We start from the raw sequence: 18,515 nt of genomic DNA, 5'->3' as shown, positions 1-18,515 counted from the left end.
TCGATTTTTTTTTGAAAAAACGCTTGTGTAATTGAATAAATGTCCTAAATTTGCACTCGCAATACGAAACAAATCAAGTGTTGCGGTTCTTAGTAAAATTTGAAAATGCGAAAATAGCTCAGTTGGTAGAGCGCGACCTTGCCAAGGTCGAGGTCGCGGGTTCGAGCCCCGTTTTTCGCTCTAAAACCATACAATGCTCGGATGGTGAAATTGGTAGACACGCTGGACTTAAAATCCAGTGAACAGCAATGTTCGTGCGGGTTCAAGTCCCGCTCTGAGTACTAAAGCCTCTTCTTTTGAAGAGGCTTTTTTTATTTGCAGACTTGCAGAAAATAAATTTGCGCAGTAAATTTATTTTAGGGAATCTCAGAATCTCAGAATCTCAGAATCTCAGAATCTCAGAATCTCAGAATCTCAGAATCTCAGAATCTCAGAATCTCAGAATCTCAGAATCTCAGAAAAAAATCTAAAATCAATAATCTTTAAAAATCTAAAATTTATAAATGGGTGCTTTTGTAATTAGCAAGCGATTTAATGATGAATATAAGTTTACGTTTACTTCTCGAAAAGGGAAGGTGATTTTTACAAGTTTAAGCTATGAATTGAGGTTTGAATGTGAAGAGGATATTGAGAGGTTTAAAGCGAATATTGATCTTGCGAAATTTTTAAAATTTAAAGGTTCTGGAGGGAAGTATTTTTTTAAATTGATGCTTGGTGATGTTCACTTTGCTACAAGTCGAAAATACAGTACGGAATTGCTTTTGCAAAAAGGGATAAAAGAAATTGTAACATACTCTTCCAAGTCGGAGATTTTGGATTTTTCTTCGAGTGAATCGATTTTTGGTGATGAAGAGCTTGAAGAGGAAATGGAAGAAGCTGCGGAGTAAAAAAAGATATGGGTAATAAAAAAAAGCGTTTGTAAATACAGACGCTTTTTTTTATTGTTGTGGATTAATAGAAATATTAATCACAAAAAAAAACCATCTAAAAAGATGGTTTTAAAATCGTTAGAACTTAGGTTCTAATTATTTTTTTACTTCTTCTACTTTAGCAGCAGCAGAATCAACTTTAGCAGCAGCAGAATCAACAGTTGCAGCAGCAGAATCAACAACAGCAGCAGCTGAATCAACAGCAACAGCAGTAGAATCTACAGCAGGAGCTTCAGCAGCAGCGTCAGCTTTTTTACAAGATACAACAGTTAATACAGCAACAACAGCTAAACTTAAAAATACTTTTTTCATCTTACTTTATTATAAAAGGTTAATTATTAATTCGTGGCAAAGATATAAATTTTTTAATATGTAAAATATTTTTTCACTTTTTTTTTAAAATATTTTCCTTGCTCACGTTTATCTTATTTATCAAAGAATATGCCAAAATTATAATTTTTTCTTAAATTATCTAATTTCTTGGCGAAATAATTTTCGTTGAAGAATCTTTATAAAATTAGGCTGTTTTATTTCTCTAACTAATAGTTTATTTTGTTTTTTAAGACTATTTGCTAGAATCTTTTAAAAGCAAAAAAGGAGATCTTGTTGTTGTTTTTTAGAATTTAGCACTTTTTTCAACTGTAAAAGATTATGAAATGCGTTTCATGATTGTCTCAGTAGCTCCTTTGTTATTTTGAATAAATGACCTGCAGATTTCGCTTTTTTCGGCCAAAAAGTTTTTGTCGTTTAGTAATCGGTCAAAAATTGCTTTAAGTTCAGTATTTGTTGAAATTGGCATGCAGCCGCCAATGCCCACTAAGTCAACTGCTTCTGCGAAATTGGAATAATTTGGTCCAATCACGATCGGGATGCCAAAAGTAGCAGGTTCTAATATATTATGTATTCCAGGATTTCCGAATCCGCCGCCGACATAAGCTATGGTTCCATAACTATAAATCTTAGTAAGGATTCCAATTGTATCAATTATAAAGACATTATAGGTTGAAAGATCTTTGTTTTCTTTTTCTGAGAATAAAACTGTCGGTTTTGTGATTTTTGATAGAAGATCTGATATTTGATCTGGTTTGATATTGTGTGGTGCAATTATAAATTTTACATTATCGGGTGCTTGATTAATGTATTCTGCAATTAAAATTTCATCTTTTGGCCATGAACTTCCAATAACTATCGTAAGCTGGCCGTTTTTAAAATTTTCAACATAATCCAGTCGGTTGTCTCTTTCTAATATAGCGTTTACACGATCAAAACGAGTATCGCCAGAAATAATTACATTCTTAAAACCTAGACTTTCAATTTTTTGTTTTGATTTTTCATTTTGAACAAAGAAATAAGTAAAGGCATTTAGAGCTTTTCTGTAGAAACCGCCATACCATTTAAAAAACATCTGATTGTCTCTGAAAATTCCAGAAATCAAGTAAGTAGGCGTTTTGCTTTTTTCTAGTTCCTTTAAGTAGTTCAGCCAAAATTCATATTTAATGAAAAATGCAAGTTCGGGATGAACTAATTTTAAAAATCTTTTAGCGTTACTTTTGGAATCAAGCGGTAAATAAACGGTAACATCTGCGACAGTGTTATTTTTACGCACTTCATATCCAGAAGGAGAAAAAAAAGTTACAATTATCTTATGTTGAGGATATTTTTCTTTGACTTTTTCTATAACAGGAAGTCCTTGTTCGTATTCTCCGAGAGAGGCTGAATGAAACCAAATCGTTTTGTCCTCTGCTTTGATTTTTTCTTCTAAAATTGAAAACACATTTTTTCGTCCCTCAATAAAAAGCTTAATTTTCGGACTAAATAACGCTATAATTCTTAAGAAAAATCCTGCGATGTAGATGGTTAGATTGTATAAAAAAAGCATGTAATTTTTTTTGCAGCTAAATTACATTTCTTTCGACTATTTTCATTGGTTTGAAGCTATTAATAACTATTTTTGTTCCTCCTTTTAGAGATTTCTGTCTGAAAACAGCGTCTTTAATTTTTAAATACATTCAAAAATGAAAAAAATACAAATGGTTGACTTAAAGAGTCAATACGAAAAAATAAAATCTACTGTAGATGCTTCAATTCAAGAAGTTTTAGATACAAATACTTACATCAACGGACCTTTAGTTCATCAGTTTCAAAAAAATCTTGAGGATTATTTAGGGGTAAAACACGTTATTCCGTGTGCAAATGGTACAGATGCGTTGCAGATTGCCATGATGGGGTTGGATTTAAAGCCAGGTGACGAGGTTATTACGGCCGATTTTACTTTCGCAGCGACGGTTGAGGTGATCGCTTTATTGCAATTAACTCCAGTTTTAGTTGATGTTGATTTGAACAATATGAACATCGATATTGATGCAGTGAAAAAAGCGATCACGCCAAAAACAAAAGCGATTGTTCCGGTTCATTTATTTGGGCGTGCAGCTAATATGGATGCGATCATGGAAATTGCTAAAGAGCATAATCTATATGTAATTGAAGATAATGCTCAGGCAATTGGAGCTGATTATGTTTCTAAATCTGGAGCAAAAAGCAAAGTTGGAACAATCGGTCACGTTGCGGCAACTTCTTTCTTCCCATCTAAAAATTTAGGATGTTATGGAGACGGAGGTGCAATTTTTACAAATGACGATAAATTGGCTCACATCATTCGCGGAATCGTAAATCACGGAATGTATGAGCGTTACCACCATGATGTTGTTGGAGTGAATTCTCGTTTAGATAGTATTCAGGCTGGAGTTTTAAATGCAAAGCTGCCTCTTTTGGATGAATATAATAAAGCGCGTCGTTTGGCGGCAACAAAATATAATGCAGCTTTCGCGGGAAATGCAAAAATCATTACACCAGATTTTGATGCAAACGAAAATGACCACGTGTTCCATCAATATGTGCTGAGAATTTTAAATGCAGATAGAAATGCTTTAATGCAACATTTATTGGATAAAGGAATTCCATGTGCGATTTACTATCCAATTCCGTTGCATTCACAAAAAGCGTATTTAGATCCACGTTATAAAGAGGAGCAATTTCCAGTTACAAACCAATTAGTGCAAGAAGTAATTGCTTTGCCAATGCATACTGAACTTGACGACGAACAAATTAAATTTATTACCGATTCTGTTTTAGAATTTTTGAATAAATAAAAATGAAAAGAGTTGGTCTTTTACTTTTAATGGTATTTTTTCAGTATTCGGTTTTTGCTCAAAAAACGAACGCTAAAGAAGAGAATGCTGTAAAAAGTCAGGTTGAAATATTGCGTCAGGCAATGATTGATGCTGACGGAGCGAAGTTGAAAGCACTGACTTCTGATCAATTAAATTATGTTCATTCTAATGGCAATTTTCAAAATCAAGCTGAATTTATAGAGGGAATAGTTAGCGGAAAATCTGATTTTGTATCTATCGATTTTCAAAACCAAACTATAACAATTCAGAATGATGTTGCTATTGTTCGGCATGTTTTATCGGCTCATACCAAAGATGATGGTATAGATCGAGATATTAAAATAGGAATAATGCTGGTTTGGCAGAAACAAAAAAATAAATGGATTCTTATTGCCAGACAAGCATATAAATTAACTACATAACAAACAACCACAAAATGAAAGTATTAGTAACAGGAGGATTAGGGTTTATCGGTTCCCACACCGTAGTCGAATTGCAAAATGAAGGCTTCGAGGTAGTGATTATTGATAATCTTTCAAACTCTTCAGAAGATGTTTTAAAAGGAATTACAGCGATTACGGGAAAAACGCCGTTATTCGAAAAAATTGATTTAAGAGAAAAAAGCGATGTTCGGGATTTCTTTAAAAAACATAATGATGTTACTGGGGTTATTCATTTTGCAGCTTCAAAAGCTGTTGGCGAAAGTGTTGAACAACCATTGTTGTACTACGAAAACAACATTAGCAGTTTAGTTTATCTTTTACAGGAATTACAGCAAAAACCTGAAGCAAGTTTTATTTTCAGTTCTTCTTGTACAGTTTACGGTCAAGCTGAAAAAATGCCAATTACAGAAGATGCTCCGGTTCAAACTGCCATGTCTCCTTACGGAAATACAAAACAGATTGGAGAAGAAATTATTATAGATACAGCTAAAGTTACCAATATCAGCGCTATTTTATTGCGTTATTTTAATCCAGTTGGAGCGCACGAATCTGTAGAAATTGGAGAATTGCCATTGGGGGTTCCTCAAAACTTAGTTCCATTTATTACACAAACGGGAGTGGGTCTACGTCAGGAATTATCTGTTTTCGGAAATGATTACCCAACGCCAGACGGAACTGCAATTCGCGATTATATTCACGTAGTAGATTTAGCGAAAGCACACGTAATTGCGTTACAGCGTTTGTTGAATAAAAAGAATTTGGCAAAAGTGGAGACTTTCAACTTAGGAACAGGAAAAGGAAGTTCTGTTCTTGAAGTCATTCATAGTTTTGAAAAAGTCAGCGGTAAACAATTGCCTTATAAGATGATGCCTCGTCGTGAAGGTGATATTACTGAGGCTTATGCAAATACAGACAAGGCAAATAATGTCTTAGGATGGAAGGCTGAACTAAGTTTGGACGAAGCGATGGCAAGTGCTTGGAAATGGGAACAAAAAGTGAGGAATAAGTAATTTTTAATAAAATTATAAATTTTTAAAATCCCAGATTATAGCAATATAGTTTGGGATTTTTTTTAGCAATTAATTATCATGAAACAAAGTTTAGATTATAAATTAATATTTGCCCTAGCGGCTGTTGGAATTGTTTGGGGAACTACATTTTTAGGAATTAGAGTTGCCGTTGAAACGATTCCGCCTTGGTTTGTAACTTCAATTCGTCAAGGTCTTGCGGGATTTATTATGATGACCATTTTATTATTCAAAAAAGAATTAAAATGGATTGGCTGGGAGAATTTTAAACAACAGCTTATTGCTTCGGTTTTAATGCTTGTAATTGCAAATGGCTTTACGACAATTGCAGAGCAGAATATCCCTAGCGGATTAGCATCAGTTATAAATGCCTTGACTCCAATTCTTATTTTTTTGGGCAGTATTATGTTTGGATTGCAAAAAATGAGTTTAAAGGGATTTATTGGTGTACTTATTGGGTTTTCAGGAGTAGTGTTTATTTTTAAAGATGGACTCGAATCATTTTTAGATGTTAATTACAGAACTGGAATGATGTTTATGGGATTTGCAATTTTGGCGTGGGCGGCTGGAACAATTTATACCAAAACGCATGCAAATAAATCGAAAAATATAACGCTCAATTTATTTTACCAATTTACAATCGCATCTTGTATTCAGTTGGTCTTGGCTTCAATATTCTCACCAAATCCAGATTTTAATTCTTGGAGTTCAAAAAGTATTTTTGCTGCTTTGTATTTATCAATATTTGGATCTGTAATTGCTTTCTTTTGTTATAATTATGCACTAAAACATGTTACAGCGGTTCAGGTTTCTATTCTGTCCTACATCAATACAATAATTGCGGTTTTCTTGGGCTGGTTGCTTTTAGATGAAGTAATTACGATTGATTTTATTATTGCTACAGCTTTAATTATTCTTGGAGTTTTTATTGTGAATTACAAGAAGAAGGAAAAGAAAGTTTTGTAGTATTCTTTTAGTATGTCATTTCTCCTTCGTCGAAATGACAAAAAGCTCTGAAAAACAAAATTTTTTCAGAGCTTTTTATATGTATAGTTTTTTAACTGAAAACTGAGACCGCGACTGAAAACTAACTACGCATTAGCAACAGCAGCTTCTTTATCAATTTTATTAATCAATCCAGTTAATACTTTTCCTGGACCAACTTCAGTAAACAAAGTTGCGCCATCAGCGATCATTTGCTGTACAGACTGAGTCCATTTTACAGGAGCTGTTAATTGGATGATTAAGTTCTTTTTAATTTCGTTAGCATCAGAAACCGCGTTTGCAGTAACGTTTTGATATACTGGGCAAATTGGAGTAGAGAAAGTAGTTGCTTCGATTGCAGCAGCCAATTCTTCTCTTGCAGGCTCCATCATAGGTGAGTGGAATGCACCTCCAACAGGTAAAATTAAAGCGCGTTTTGCTCCTGCAGCTTTCATAGCTTCACAAGCTTTTTCAACAGCCGAAGTTTCTCCAGAAATTACTAATTGTCCAGGGCAGTTATAGTTAGCCGCAACCACAACTCCGTCGATAGAAGCACAAACTTCTTCTACAACATTATCAGCTAAACCTAAAACAGCTGCCATTGTAGATGGAGTAATTTCGCAAGCTTTCTGCATGGCCAAAGCACGTTGAGAAACTAATTTAAGACCATCTTCAAAAGATAAAGTTCCGTTAGCAACCAAAGCCGAAAATTCTCCTAATGAATGCCCTGCAACCATTTCCGGTTTGAAATCCTCTAAAGTTTTAGCTAAAATAACTGAATGTAAAAATACAGCAGGCTGTGTCACTTTAGTTTCTTTTAGTTCTTCGGCAGTGCCTTCAAACATTATATCTGTAATTCTGAAACCTAATATTTCATTAGCTTTTTTGAATAATTCTTTGGCTAAAGCCGAATTTTCATAAAGGTCTTTACCCATTCCTGTGAACTGTGCACCCTGACCCGGAAATACGTATGCTCTCATTTGTCTAATTTAATTTTTACTTTTTTTTAAAATTGAAAATTAGTTTCAATTGGAAGGCAAAAATAATACTTTTTTATTTCGTATAATCCTTAAACATATAAATCCATGCTAATCTAGAAAATCTCAGGTTAAAAGGAGTAAGTAGAGTGATCGAAACAGCAATAATTGGAAGGATTCTTAAATCGAAATTTTTCTCAAAGAAAAACTGTGCAATACAATACGTTGCAATTCCTTGAGCAACGGTTAGCCCATAATTTACATACATGGCACCAAAGAAATAGCCAGGCTCTTTTTGGAATTTATAATGACAGTGACTGCAGTATTCATTCATTTTTGGAAAACTGAAATTCAGAAAAATATTCTTGTCTGTAAAAACTTTTCCTTTATGACAAACAGGACATTCGTTTTTTAAAATATGAGTTAATGCACTTGACATGATATTATTGATTTTTGTTTATACAAAGGTAATTCAGAGCATTATAAAAGTCTTTTTAGTATCTTCGCTTATTATAGCACAATAGAGACATTTTTTATGAAACGATATCCAATTTATAGTGTTCAGAATTTCAGCTGTAACGATATTCACCGTGATTTTTATGTCAATACTTTTACGGAACACTTAAAAAGTCACAGTTTTGTCGAAGAACCACATCGTCATGATTCGTATTTAATGGTCTTTTTTACTAAAGGTTCGGGATTACATGAAGTCGATTTTGACCAATTTGAAATCAAAAGAGGAAGTCTTTTTGTGCTTCAACCAGGACAAATGCACCATTGGAATTTGTCTGAAGATATTGAAGGTTTTGTAATTATCTTTTCGCAGGAATTGTACAATTTGTATTTCGGACAGAAGAAAATCAACGATTATAATTTTTATCATTCCATTCAAAACCGACCAGAAATGGTTTTTGAAGAAAATGAAATTCCGAAAATCCAGCCTTATTTCGATTTGCTTATTCAGGAAAATAGCCAAGACAATAAATACCAATTAGACAAATTACTGAATTTGTTGGATTGCATTCATATTGAAGTAGCTAGAAAATATGGAGAAACTTATTCGCATCAAACCCATTCGTACAATATCAAAATCAATAAGTTTGAATCGCTTTTGGAAGAACATTTCAGAACCCAGAAACTGCCTTCATTTTATGCGGAAAAGCTAAATATTACGCTGAAACATTTAAACAGAATCTGCAATGAAATCCTCCAAAAAACAGCGACAGAAGTAATTATGGACAGAGTGATCCTAGAAATCAAAAGAATGCTGATTGACAAACAATTAGCCGTAAACGAAGTCGCATTCAAAGTCGGTTACGAAGATTATTCCTATTTCTCAAGATTCTTCAAAAAACAAACCGGAATGTCACCTACAGAATTTAGAAATACTTCGCGTTGAGTTTTTTATAACCACGAATTACACAAATTTCCACAAATTAATTTTTTGCCACAGATTAAAAAGATTATTTGGATTTTTAATCTGAGGAAATTCTTCGTCTGTGGCAAAAAAAATTAAAAAATAATAATTTGTGGAAATTTGTGTAATTTGTGGCTAAAAAAACAAAAGCCTGCGAGTAAACGCAAGGCTTTTAACCAACCAATTAAATCTAAAACCAAATAGATTAGGCTTGTTTTACAAATTGTAATTCAATGTTTAAACGAACTTCTTCGCCTACTAAAACACCCCCTGTTTCAAGAGCTGAGTTCCAGTTTAAACCCCAATCTTTACGATTAATTTTTCCTTCTATGCTTAAGCCTACTTTTGTATTTCCCCAAGGATCAGTCATGATTCCGCTAAATTCAACTGGAAATTTTACTGTTTTTGAAACACTTTTAATGTTTAAATCTCCAGTTAATTCAAATTCACCATCATTAATTTTTTTGAAAGCAGAAGATTTGAAAGTTAATTTAGGATGATTCTCAGCGTCAAAGAAATCACCGCTTCTTAAATGTCCGTCACGATCTGCATTTGCAGTGTCGATCGAAGCGATATCAGCAGAAAAACTGAAATCTGCATTATCAAAACTTTCTCCTTCTGTGATTGCAGAAGCCTCGTAAGTTCCAAATTTTCCTGAAACATTAGTAAACATCATGTGTTTAACTTTAAAACCAATTTCTGAGTGAGTTGGGTCAATTGACCATTTTGTAGTTGCCATAATTTTATTTTTTTAAATAATTAATTTCATTTTGATAGGACAAAGTTACGATGGCAGTTGTCCTTAAGCACTTAACCTAGATTAAGAAATGTGAAAGACCTAACAGGTTTTTAAAACCCGTTAGGTCTCTTGAGATTATTTTTTATTCATGTAAAATGTCAACGCTCCTGATGGGCATTTATTAACAGTAGTAATAATTTTCTCAGTTGTAGATTTCTCTGGAGTAATCCACGGTTTTTCTTTTGGGCGAAAAACATCTGGATTGTTTTTGACACAATTAGCCGAGTGAATGCATTTTCCAGATTGCCATACAATCGTTACTTCGCCGTTTGTGTATTCTTTAGTGAGGTTATTTGGATTCATGGTTTAAAATTTTAAGAGTTAGTTTAATTTTAAAGTCAGACCAATTTTTTTACTTATAAAGTTAGTCTTCTTTTTTGAAATGAAATAAAAAAAGAAACGACAATAATCTGATTTCCAGATTTATTATCGTTTCAAAGTACAGGTATTAATTGTTATTTGTTTGAATTAATAATTCATCGGAATGTCCATTAATAAAAATTCAGCATCTGTATTGGCTTTAATGTTTAAAGTATCAGTTCCTGAGATTCCAACCGCATCGCGAGAATTTAATTCCTGCCCGTTGATTGTAACATTTCCTTTTAAAACGAAAGCATAAACTCCGTTTCCTTCTTTTTTGATTTTATATTCAGCAGTAACTCCAGAATCGAAATTACCCATGTTGAACCAAGCGTCTTGGTGAATCCAAACTCCTTCATCATCTGCATTTGGTGATAAAACCTGAGACAATTTGTTATGTCTGTCAGCAACATCCAAAGTGATTTGCTGATAACGTGGAGTAACATTTCTTTTGTTCGGAAACAACCAAATCTGTAACAGTTTAGTCTGCTGATCTGCATTCGGATTAAACTCGCTATGCTGAATTCCAGTTCCGGCGCTCATCACCTGAATATCTCCGTTTTTAATTACTTCCGTATTTCCCATACTGTCTTTGTGAGCCAAATCACCTTCTAACGGAATCGTAATAATTTCCATATTATCGTGAGGGTGAGTTCCAAATCCCATTCCGGCAGCAATTGTATCATCATTCAAAACACGAAGCGCTCCAAACTGAATTCTGTCGGGATTGTACCAGCTCGCAAAGCTAAAACTGTGATAAGCGTTCAACCATCCGTGATTTGCATTTCCTCTTGATTCTGCTTTGTGCAATACTATATTTTCCATGATTTTGTCCTTTAGTTATTTTTATGGTACAAAGATACGGTCGATGTAAAGGAAAAGCACTTAATCTAGGTTAAGTTCTTTGAGATGCTAAGTTTTGGAGGTCTGAGGGACTAAGTTTTTAGGAAACAAAGGCACAAAGTTACAGAGAGTTAAAGGTTTTACCTCAAAGTAACCATACGGTTTGTCATTTCGACGAAGGAGAAATCTTCGCAAGTAACTCCGCAATGTGAATCCAATCTTTGTCGAGCTTCTTACGAGGATTTCTCCTTCGTCGAAATGACAAGATTGGGGCGAATTATTAGGCTGAAAATCTGTTGAACTAAATTACTTAATCCTAACCAATTTCCCTTTCCCAACCACTTCATCAAGATAATTTGCAGAAGAACTTTTCTTATCATGCATAAAAAAAGGAATCGTATCTTTTTCGATTTGATCTTTTGAAATGCTGATAATTAAATCAGTATTAATGAAATTATCCAATAATATTACGTTGCCATATGAAATTTTCCCTTTCGGCATGAACTTATTATCAAAAATAAAAACGCTATCCTTAAAAGTAATTTTATCTTTTAGAATATAAGCATTGTCATCTTCAATTAAATAATTATAGCGGCCAGTAAGTTTGTCTGTTTTTTGGTTGAAGTTGATAAAAAACAAGGTTAGTAGTAAGGCAAAATATTTCATAAAGGTCAACTGTATTGATTCATAAACTGCTGCACAACTGCATCTGTATTCTCATGGCGTTTTTTTCTTTCTAAAACAATCGGTGGAGCAGCTCTTTCTAAACAATCTTTTACTGCGCAAGTTTCGCAAGTTACACCAACAATCCGTTTTACCAAAGGTTTTCCATCAATGAGTTTGAATTTCTTTTTCATGGTTGGATTAATCAAAATTCCAACAGAAATACTTCGAATAGTATCATGCAAAAAAGGATCTTTTGTAGCCGATGAAAAAACTAAATATTCGTTTCCGCTGTTGGCATAACTCGAAATTTGAGCATCAAAAAAATGAGGTTTATTTTGTTTAATAGCTTCGTCAATTGTTTTTACCGAAACCCATCTTCTGCAATAATGTTCGTTGGTTTCGTTGGCATGCGGTTCCTGCTGATGTGTAATGTGCAATTCTTTGTTTATCTGATAAAAATCAGAACCTATTTTGTGCGATAATCTTAAAAAGAAAAGGTTTTTCAACTGAAAATCTTTCGGCAATAGATTGGTCAATCGCTGATAAAATGACTCTGGTGAAACTTCAAAACTTTCAATTAATTGAACAAATTCTTCCGGTTTTGGATTTTCATTTTCCAGAAAAGAATTGATTTTATCAACCACTAATTTTCTAGGTAATATTAGAGCGCCTGCAAAATAAGAAGCGTAAAAATTGTTTAAAACCTGATCGAAATTTTCAAACTTAATCCAGCTGAAAGTCAACAGACGATCAGAAATTTTTAAATAATTATAGGCTATTTCTTTAGCTAAAATAAAGGCTTTCTGTGGATCGTCAAGCTCGGTTGAAAGCAGTAAAGTTTTGCTTTTCGGAACGTAAATCGAACGCAAATCGCCTAAAGCTTCCTGATCTGTAAAAGCAATTTCTTTGATGTTGTATTCATATTCTTCTTTTAAAATCGCTTCCAGTTCTTCAACGCTGATTTTAGAATCCAAATTAATCTGAAAAGACTTCGAAAACTCAATTACCTTTTCCTCTAAATCTTCAAAATAATTACTGTGCGCTTCCTGATAAGAACGCAAAGCGGCTAAAAAGAAACTTTCACGGCTTAAATTATAATGTTGTGCAATTTCGATTATTGTACTAATAAACGCATTGACTTTTGCTGGAGCATTCGCAATAATATCAATTAAATCAGCTTCCTGAATCCCGAAAAGCTCTAAAGGAATCTCTTTTAAAATTCCTGATTTTAAGATTTCGCCAATCGGAGCGAGGTTATTATCGAGTTTTAAAGACACCATTTGGTCATAAGTCACGTCCAAATGCTTGCACAAAAGCAAAATTTTATCCGCTTTGGGGTATTTTTTTCCTTTTTCAATTTCATTTAAATATGATTTTGAAAGATTGGTCAGTTTGGCCAAGCCAAAAAGCGACAGGTTTTTTTGCATGCGAACCTGTTTCATTTTGAGCCCAAAGATCAGCTTTATATAGTCTTTTTCGATATCCATAATCCAAATGTAAGTAATCTAAAAATAATCGCCAAAAAAATATTTTTTAAATTTAGCGAACGTTCGCTTGTTTTGTAAAAAACTTTTTTATAACATTGTATCGTTGAAACTTGTTAATTATGAATTAGTTATGATTGAGTAGTTTTTGACGAAATGAAAAGTGTAAACAGAAAATCTGTTTTTTAAAATTTAAAATTAAAATCTGCAGCTATGAAAAACCAATTAGAGATCACTGAAATGGCTATAGAATTCCTAGCCGACAAAAAGTTTGCTTATCCAAAAATCTGGACAGAAGAAGCGACTGCGTTTATTATCGAATTACACAAAAAATTCGAATCGCAAAGAAAATTACTGCTTTTACAGAGAGAACAGAAACAAGTCACTTTTGATCAGGGAATTATGCCGGTTTTTATTCCAGAAACCAAAAGCATCAGAGAAAGTAATTGGACAGCTGGAGAAATTCCAAAAGATTTATTGGACAGAAGAGTGGAAATTACTGGACCGGTAGACCGAAAAATGATTATCAATGCTTTGAATTCGGGTGCCAAAACTTTTATGGCCGATTTTGAAGACAGCACTTCACCAACTTGGCAAAACCTGATGGATGGACAAATGAATTTGATTGATGCCGTTAATAAAACCATCACGTTTACCGATTTGGTGAAACAGAAATCATATCACTTAAATGAAAAAATCGCAACGCTGATTGTTCGTCCAAGAGGTTTGCATCTTCCTGAAAAACATGTTTTGATTGAAGGAAATGAAGTTTCGGGTTCTTTGGTAGATTTTGGTTTGTATGTTTTTCATAATCATAAACGACTTTTGGAAAACAATTCTGGACCCTATTTCTACATTCCGAAATTAGAACATTATCTAGAAGCGAGATGGTGGAATACTGTAATTGATTTTACAGAAGATTATCTGAATCTGAAACGAGGAACTATAAAAGTGACGGTTTTAATTGAAACCATAACGGCAAGTTTTCAGTTGGATGAAATCATTTATGAATTGAAAGAACATATTGTGGGCTTAAACTGCGGACGTTGGGATTATATTTTCTCTTACATTAAAAAGTTTAGAAAAAATCCAAAATTCATTGTTCCAGATCGTGATCAGGTAAATATGACTTCGCCTTTTATGAATGCGTATTCAAATCTGGTAATTCAGAGATGCCATAAAAGAGGAATTCATGCGATTGGTGGAATGGCAGCACAAATTCCAATTAAAAATAATGAAGAAGCCAATGCAATCGCCTTCGCAAAAGTGAGAACCGATAAAGAGCGTGAAGTTCGAAACGGCCATGATGGAACGTGGGTGGCACATCCGGATTTAGTTTCAATAGCTAAAGAGATTTTTGATAAAGGAATGCCGTCTCCAAATCAGATTCATGTAAAACGAGAACATCGAAGAATCACAGAAGCCGATTTGATCGAACCGCCAATTGGATTAATCACAGAAAATGGTGTTCGAAAAAATATCAATGTTGCCGTTTTGTATTTGGCTTCATGGCTAAACGGACAAGGTGCGGCTGCTTTGCATAATTTGATGGAAGATGCCGCAACGGCTGAAATTTCAAGATCGCAATTGTGGCAATGGCTTCAGAATAAAGTGATTTTGGATAATGGGCGAAAATTAGATTTGGCGTATTATCATGAATTGGCTTTAGATGAATTCAGAAAAATAAAGGAAGAATTAGGAGAAGAAAATCATGAAAAACAACAGTTTCCATTAGCTGAAAAATTGCTGGAAAGATTGGTTGTAAATCTGCATTTTGTGGATTTCCTAACGATTCCGTGCTATAAATATTTGTGAAAAATTAAAAATTGAGAATTAAAAATTAAATTTTTCGCCCAGATTTAGCTGATAACGAAGATTTTTAATTCTCAATTCTCAATTTTTAATTTTTAATTGAAAGCTTACTAACCACTTTAACTATACTATTTATGAAAACAACAGAAGACAGAATTCAGGAATTGATTAACGATTGGATTATGAACCCGAGATGGAAAGGTGTGGAGCGCCCTTACACCGCAAGTGAAGTAGTAACGCTACAAGGGTCTTATAAAATTGAGCATTCTATTGCCAAAATGGGTGCGGAGAAATTATGGAGAAAGTTAAAAAGTCAGGATTATGTTGCGGGTTTGGGAGCGTTGACTGGAAATCAGGCGATTCAGGAAGTTGATGCGGGTTTAGAGGCGATTTATTTAAGCGGATGGCAGGTTGCAGCAGATGCAAATCTGGCGGGAGAAATGTATCCTGACCAATCGCTTTACCCTGTAAACAGCGTTCCGATGGTGGTAAAAAAGATCAATAACGCTTTACTGCGTGCCGATCAGATTCAGACTGTAAATAATATTGAAGATAAAAAAGATTATTTAGTTCCGATTGTGGCTGATGCTGAAGCAGGTTTTGGCGGAAACTTAAATGCTTTCGAATTAATGAAATCAATGATTGAAGCCGGAGCTTCTGGAGTGCATTTTGAAGATCAGTTAAGTTCTGCTAAAAAATGCGGACACTTGGGCGGAAAGGTTTTGGTACCAACACAAGAAGCGATTAATAAACTTATTGCTGCGCGACTGGCTTCAGATGTTATGGGAGTTTCGACTTTAATCGTTGCCCGAACAGATGCCGATGCAGCGAATCTATTGACAAGTGATGCAGATCCAAGAGACAGGAAATTTTTAACAGGAGAAAAAACAAGCGAAGGTTTCTTCTATGTTAAAAATGGAATCGAGCAGGGAATTGCTAGAGGTTTGAGCTATGCGCCATACGCCGATTTAATTTGGATGGAAACCAGTAATCCGGATTTAGATTACGCAAGAAAGTTTGCAAAAGCAATGAAAAAAGAATTCCCAGATAAAATGCTGGCATACAATTGTTCTCCATCTTTCAATTGGGCGGCAAAATTATCAGTTGCCGAAATGGAAACGTTTAGAGAAGATTTAGCCGAAATGGGATATGCTTTCCAATTCATCACTTTAGCTGGATTCCATGCTTTAAATACAAGTATGTTTGAATTGTCTAAAGCCTATAAAGAGCGCGGAATGGCAGGTTACTCTGAATTGCAAGAGCGAGAATTCGCTTTACAGAAAAACGGATTCAGAGCGGTAAAACACCAAGCTTTCGTAGGAACTTCATATTTTGATGCGGTTCAAAACACCGTTATGTTAGGAAAGTCAGCTATAACAGCAATGGAGCATTCTACGGAGGTTGAGCAATTTTAAGTTTTTTTAACCATTAAGATATTAAGAAAGTTAAGCTTTATATTCTTAAAAATAAGACAGATTAAGTCTCGCTTAATGAATCTTAATGTCTTAATGGTTTATTTTTACTTCTTCAAAAGGCGAGCTTTCATTTTGCTAAAGAATTCTGGTGTTACGCCAATGAAAGAGGCGATTTGTTTTTGAGGCACTTTGTGAACTAATGTTCCGTATTTTTTTGTGAATTTCTCAAAACGTTCTTCGGCAGGTAAACTCAAATTGTCCATTAATCTTTGTTGATTCGCAACTAATGAGTTTTCAATCAAAATCCTGAAAAAACGTTCCAGCTTCGGAATTTCAAGATACAATTGTTCTTGGTTTTCTTTAGATAAAGAAACAACTTCGGCTTCTTCTAAAACTTCAATAAAAAGCTGTCCTGGCTTTTGTGAAAAATAACTGTACATATCGCTCATCCACCAGCCTTCACATGCGAATGAAAGAACATGTTCAACAATATTATCGTTGATGTTGAAACTCCTTAAAATTCCTGAGTTTACAAAATAAGAATGCTTGCAGACTTCGCCAGCATTTAATAAAAGCGTTTTTGCCTTGTAAGTGTTCGTTTCTAATTTAGATAAAAAAAGCGCCTGTTCTTCTGGTGTTAGAGAAACGTGTTTGGCAATGTTTTCGAGAATTAATGCCATTATTTTTTATCGTCTATTAAAGTAAATGAAGTTGCTTTGAATCTGTCTCCTTTGATCTCTCCTGTAACTAAAGCTTTGCTGATGGCATTGCAGAAACCTTTTTCAGCGTGAGCATCTCCATGATCGTGAATCGTAGTTCCGTCAACGAAATACGATTTTCCGTCAATACGAACGGCTAAATCACAGCTTTTGCCTTTCATTCCGAATTGACATTCTCCGCAAGAAGCTTCAACGACTGTTGGTTTGTCAAATTTCTTTTTATCTTGTGCCTGTACTGCGATCCCAACAAAAAGGAAAGTCGCTAAAAGTATGTTTTTCATAGTTAAGAATTTACAGTTATTAATTTTGCCGTTTCTTTGGCACGCTCTGTTATTTCGTTAATTGGAGTCGAAAGTGAGTCGTGGCTTAAAACTACTCCCATTCTGCGGTAGGGTCTTGAAGTTGGTTTTCCAAAGATTCTGAAATCGGTTTTAGGTAAAGCAGCTACTTTTTCGATTCCAGTAAAAGTTGGATTTGCAGAATCTTCTGATGCTAAAATTACGGCACTTGCTCCAGCTTTTTCTAAAGTGATTTCGAAAATTGGAAGACTTAAAATGGCGCGTAAATGTAATTCAAATTCGTTGAAATTCTGAGTTCCGGCCAAAGTAACCATTCCGGTATCGTGCGGACGCGGAGAAAGTTCAGAGAAATAAACCCCTTCATTAGTTAAGAAAAATTCGACACCAAAAAGTCCTACGCCACCAAGTGCTTCAGTAATTTTTTCGGCCATATCTTGAGCTTCGTATAAATCTTTTTCTGAAACCAAAGCCGGTTGCCAACTTTCCTGATAGTCGCCACGTTCTTGTCTGTGACCAATTGGAGCGCAAAACAAAGTTGGATTGTTATTTTGCGTAATCGTCAAAAGCGTAATTTCTGAATGAAAATCAACAAAAGCTTCTACGATCACTTCAATAACATCACCACGTGAACCCGCAACGGCGTATTGCCACGCTTTTTCGATATCACTTTCGGTTTTGATGGTCGATTGTCCTTTTCCAGAAGAAGACATTAGAGGTTTTACAACACACGGAATCCCAACTTCTTTAACAGCTTTTTGCAATTCTTCTGCTGAGGCTGCGTATTCGTATTTTGCAGTTCTTAGCCCAAGTTCTTTTGCAGCTAAATCACGAATGGCCTTACGATTCATCGTAAAGTTTGCCGCTTTCGCTGAAGGAACAACTGTGATTCCTTGTTTTTCGTAATCGTAAAAACGTTCGGTGCGAATGGCTTCTATTTCGGGAACAATAAAATCAGGTTTGTGTTTGGCTACGATTCGGTCAAGCGCTTCGCCGTCGAGCATATTAATGACTTCAAAATCGTGTGCGACTTGCATGGCTGGCGCATTTTCGTAACTGTCAACTGCGATTATAGTTTGTCCGATTCGTTGTGCGGCAATGACAAATTCTTTGCCTAATTCGCCTGAACCTAGGAGTAGTATTTTCATTTTGGAGTGTTGTAGTGTTTGGTAA

Annotated in this window: 20 protein-coding genes and 2 tRNA genes; 10 read left to right on the top strand and 12 right to left on the bottom strand. The window is 34.6% G+C overall.

All coding sequences use genetic code 11. From position 1 onward, the window contains the following. Positions 1–107 precede the first annotated feature (107 nt). The 3 genes from BB050_RS04345 (at position 108) to BB050_RS04335 (ending at position 887) form a co-directional block, all read left to right on the top strand. A tRNA-Gly gene (locus tag BB050_RS04345) sits at positions 108–180 on the top strand. A gap of 15 nt (positions 181–195) precedes the next feature. Continuing rightward, positions 196–281, top strand: a tRNA-Leu gene (locus BB050_RS04340). A gap of 222 nt (positions 282–503) precedes the next feature. Continuing rightward, positions 504–887, top strand: a complete 384-nt coding sequence (locus BB050_RS04335) for a DUF1508 domain-containing protein (protein WP_066032745.1) — start codon at positions 504–506, stop codon at positions 885–887. Between the two features lie 138 nt (positions 888–1,025). On the opposite strand, the gene BB050_RS04330 is transcribed toward BB050_RS04335, so the two are convergent. Continuing rightward, the gene (locus BB050_RS04330) at positions 1,026–1,241 is read right to left on the bottom strand and encodes a PG1828 family lipoprotein (protein WP_008467260.1); all 216 of its coding nucleotides are present in this window, start codon (positions 1,239–1,241) and stop codon (positions 1,026–1,028) included. 337 nt (positions 1,242–1,578) lie between these two features. After that, entirely contained in the window at positions 1,579–2,808 is a 1,230-nt protein-coding gene (locus BB050_RS04325; protein ID WP_066032744.1) for a 3-deoxy-D-manno-octulosonic acid transferase, read from the bottom strand. Between the two features lie 136 nt (positions 2,809–2,944). Here BB050_RS04325 and BB050_RS04320 point away from each other — a divergent pair, with 136 nt between their 5' ends. The 4 genes from BB050_RS04320 (at position 2,945) to BB050_RS04305 (ending at position 6,536) form a co-directional block, all read left to right on the top strand. Beyond that, a complete protein-coding gene (locus BB050_RS04320) occupies positions 2,945–4,078 on the top strand; it encodes a DegT/DnrJ/EryC1/StrS family aminotransferase (RefSeq protein WP_008467258.1) in 1,134 nt (377 codons plus the stop codon). A gap of 2 nt (positions 4,079–4,080) precedes the next feature. Beyond that, positions 4,081–4,521: a nuclear transport factor 2 family protein gene (locus BB050_RS04315; RefSeq protein ID WP_066032743.1), complete on the top strand. Its 441-nt coding sequence runs from the start codon at positions 4,081–4,083 to the stop codon at positions 4,519–4,521. A gap of 14 nt (positions 4,522–4,535) precedes the next feature. Then, entirely contained in the window at positions 4,536–5,552 is a 1,017-nt protein-coding gene (gene galE / locus BB050_RS04310) for a UDP-glucose 4-epimerase GalE (RefSeq protein WP_066032742.1), read from the top strand. 78 nt (positions 5,553–5,630) lie between these two features. Continuing rightward, entirely contained in the window at positions 5,631–6,536 is a 906-nt protein-coding gene (locus BB050_RS04305) for a DMT family transporter (RefSeq protein WP_066032741.1), read from the top strand. A 125-nt stretch (positions 6,537–6,661) separates the two neighbouring features. Here the strand turns inward: BB050_RS04305 and fabD are convergent, their stop codons facing one another. Beyond that, a complete protein-coding gene (gene fabD, locus BB050_RS04300; RefSeq protein WP_066032740.1) occupies positions 6,662–7,534 on the bottom strand; it encodes an ACP S-malonyltransferase in 873 nt (290 codons plus the stop codon). Positions 7,535–7,607: 73 nt separating this feature from the next. After that, positions 7,608–7,970 (bottom strand): DUF983 domain-containing protein, encoded by a 363-nt coding sequence (locus BB050_RS04295; protein WP_008467253.1) that lies wholly within the window; start codon positions 7,968–7,970, stop codon positions 7,608–7,610. Positions 7,971–8,066: 96 nt separating this feature from the next. On the opposite strand from BB050_RS04295, the gene BB050_RS04290 reads away from it, so the two are divergent. Further along, positions 8,067–8,930 (top strand): helix-turn-helix domain-containing protein, encoded by an 864-nt coding sequence (locus BB050_RS04290; RefSeq protein ID WP_066032739.1) that lies wholly within the window; start codon positions 8,067–8,069, stop codon positions 8,928–8,930. Positions 8,931–9,153: 223 nt separating this feature from the next. Here BB050_RS04290 and BB050_RS04285 read toward each other — a convergent pair whose 3' ends face one another. The 5 genes from BB050_RS04285 to BB050_RS04265 form a co-directional block, all read right to left on the bottom strand. Continuing rightward, positions 9,154–9,687, bottom strand: coding sequence for a YceI family protein (locus tag BB050_RS04285; protein WP_066032738.1), 534 nt, complete (start codon positions 9,685–9,687; stop codon positions 9,154–9,156). A gap of 135 nt (positions 9,688–9,822) precedes the next feature. Further along, the gene (locus tag BB050_RS04280; protein ID WP_008467250.1) at positions 9,823–10,050 is read right to left on the bottom strand and encodes a (4Fe-4S)-binding protein; all 228 of its coding nucleotides are present in this window, start codon (positions 10,048–10,050) and stop codon (positions 9,823–9,825) included. Between the two features lie 165 nt (positions 10,051–10,215). Beyond that, positions 10,216–10,932: a pirin family protein gene (locus tag BB050_RS04275; protein WP_008467248.1), complete on the bottom strand. Its 717-nt coding sequence runs from the start codon at positions 10,930–10,932 to the stop codon at positions 10,216–10,218. A 324-nt stretch (positions 10,933–11,256) separates the two neighbouring features. Then, entirely contained in the window at positions 11,257–11,616 is a 360-nt protein-coding gene (locus BB050_RS04270; RefSeq protein WP_008467246.1) for a hypothetical protein, read from the bottom strand. 5 nt (positions 11,617–11,621) lie between these two features. Continuing rightward, entirely contained in the window at positions 11,622–13,103 is a 1,482-nt protein-coding gene (locus BB050_RS04265) for a helix-turn-helix domain-containing protein (protein ID WP_066032737.1), read from the bottom strand. A 210-nt stretch (positions 13,104–13,313) separates the two neighbouring features. Between BB050_RS04265 and aceB the strand changes: the two genes are divergently transcribed. Then, positions 13,314–14,915: a malate synthase A gene (gene aceB / locus BB050_RS04260; RefSeq protein ID WP_066032736.1), complete on the top strand. Its 1,602-nt coding sequence runs from the start codon at positions 13,314–13,316 to the stop codon at positions 14,913–14,915. Between the two features lie 131 nt (positions 14,916–15,046). Beyond that, complete coding sequence (gene aceA / locus BB050_RS04255; protein ID WP_066032735.1) at positions 15,047–16,327, top strand: isocitrate lyase; 1,281 nt, start codon at positions 15,047–15,049, stop codon at positions 16,325–16,327. A gap of 104 nt (positions 16,328–16,431) precedes the next feature. On the opposite strand, the gene BB050_RS04250 is transcribed toward aceA, so the two are convergent. The 3 genes from BB050_RS04250 to purT are packed head-to-tail and all read right to left on the bottom strand — an operon-like array spanning position 16,432 to position 18,490. Beyond that, entirely contained in the window at positions 16,432–17,007 is a 576-nt protein-coding gene (locus tag BB050_RS04250; RefSeq protein ID WP_066032734.1) for a Crp/Fnr family transcriptional regulator, read from the bottom strand. Beyond that, positions 17,007–17,327: a DUF6370 family protein gene (locus BB050_RS04245; RefSeq protein ID WP_066032733.1), complete on the bottom strand. Its 321-nt coding sequence runs from the start codon at positions 17,325–17,327 to the stop codon at positions 17,007–17,009. Before BB050_RS04245 ends, BB050_RS04250 begins: the two co-directional genes overlap by 1 nt. 2 nt (positions 17,328–17,329) lie before the next feature. Continuing rightward, positions 17,330–18,490 carry a formate-dependent phosphoribosylglycinamide formyltransferase gene (purT, locus tag BB050_RS04240; protein WP_066032732.1) on the bottom strand — a complete coding sequence of 387 codons (1,161 nt, stop codon included), beginning with the start codon at positions 18,488–18,490 and terminating at the stop codon, positions 17,330–17,332. Between the last annotated feature and the right edge of the window lie 25 nt (positions 18,491–18,515).

Origin of the sequence: Flavobacterium anhuiense (genome assembly GCF_001705175.1) — a bacterium.
Lineage (GTDB): Bacteria > Bacteroidota > Bacteroidia > Flavobacteriales > Flavobacteriaceae > Flavobacterium > Flavobacterium anhuiense.
Note: the sequence above shows the minus strand (reverse complement) of the source record. Positions and strands in the feature narration are given on the sequence as shown.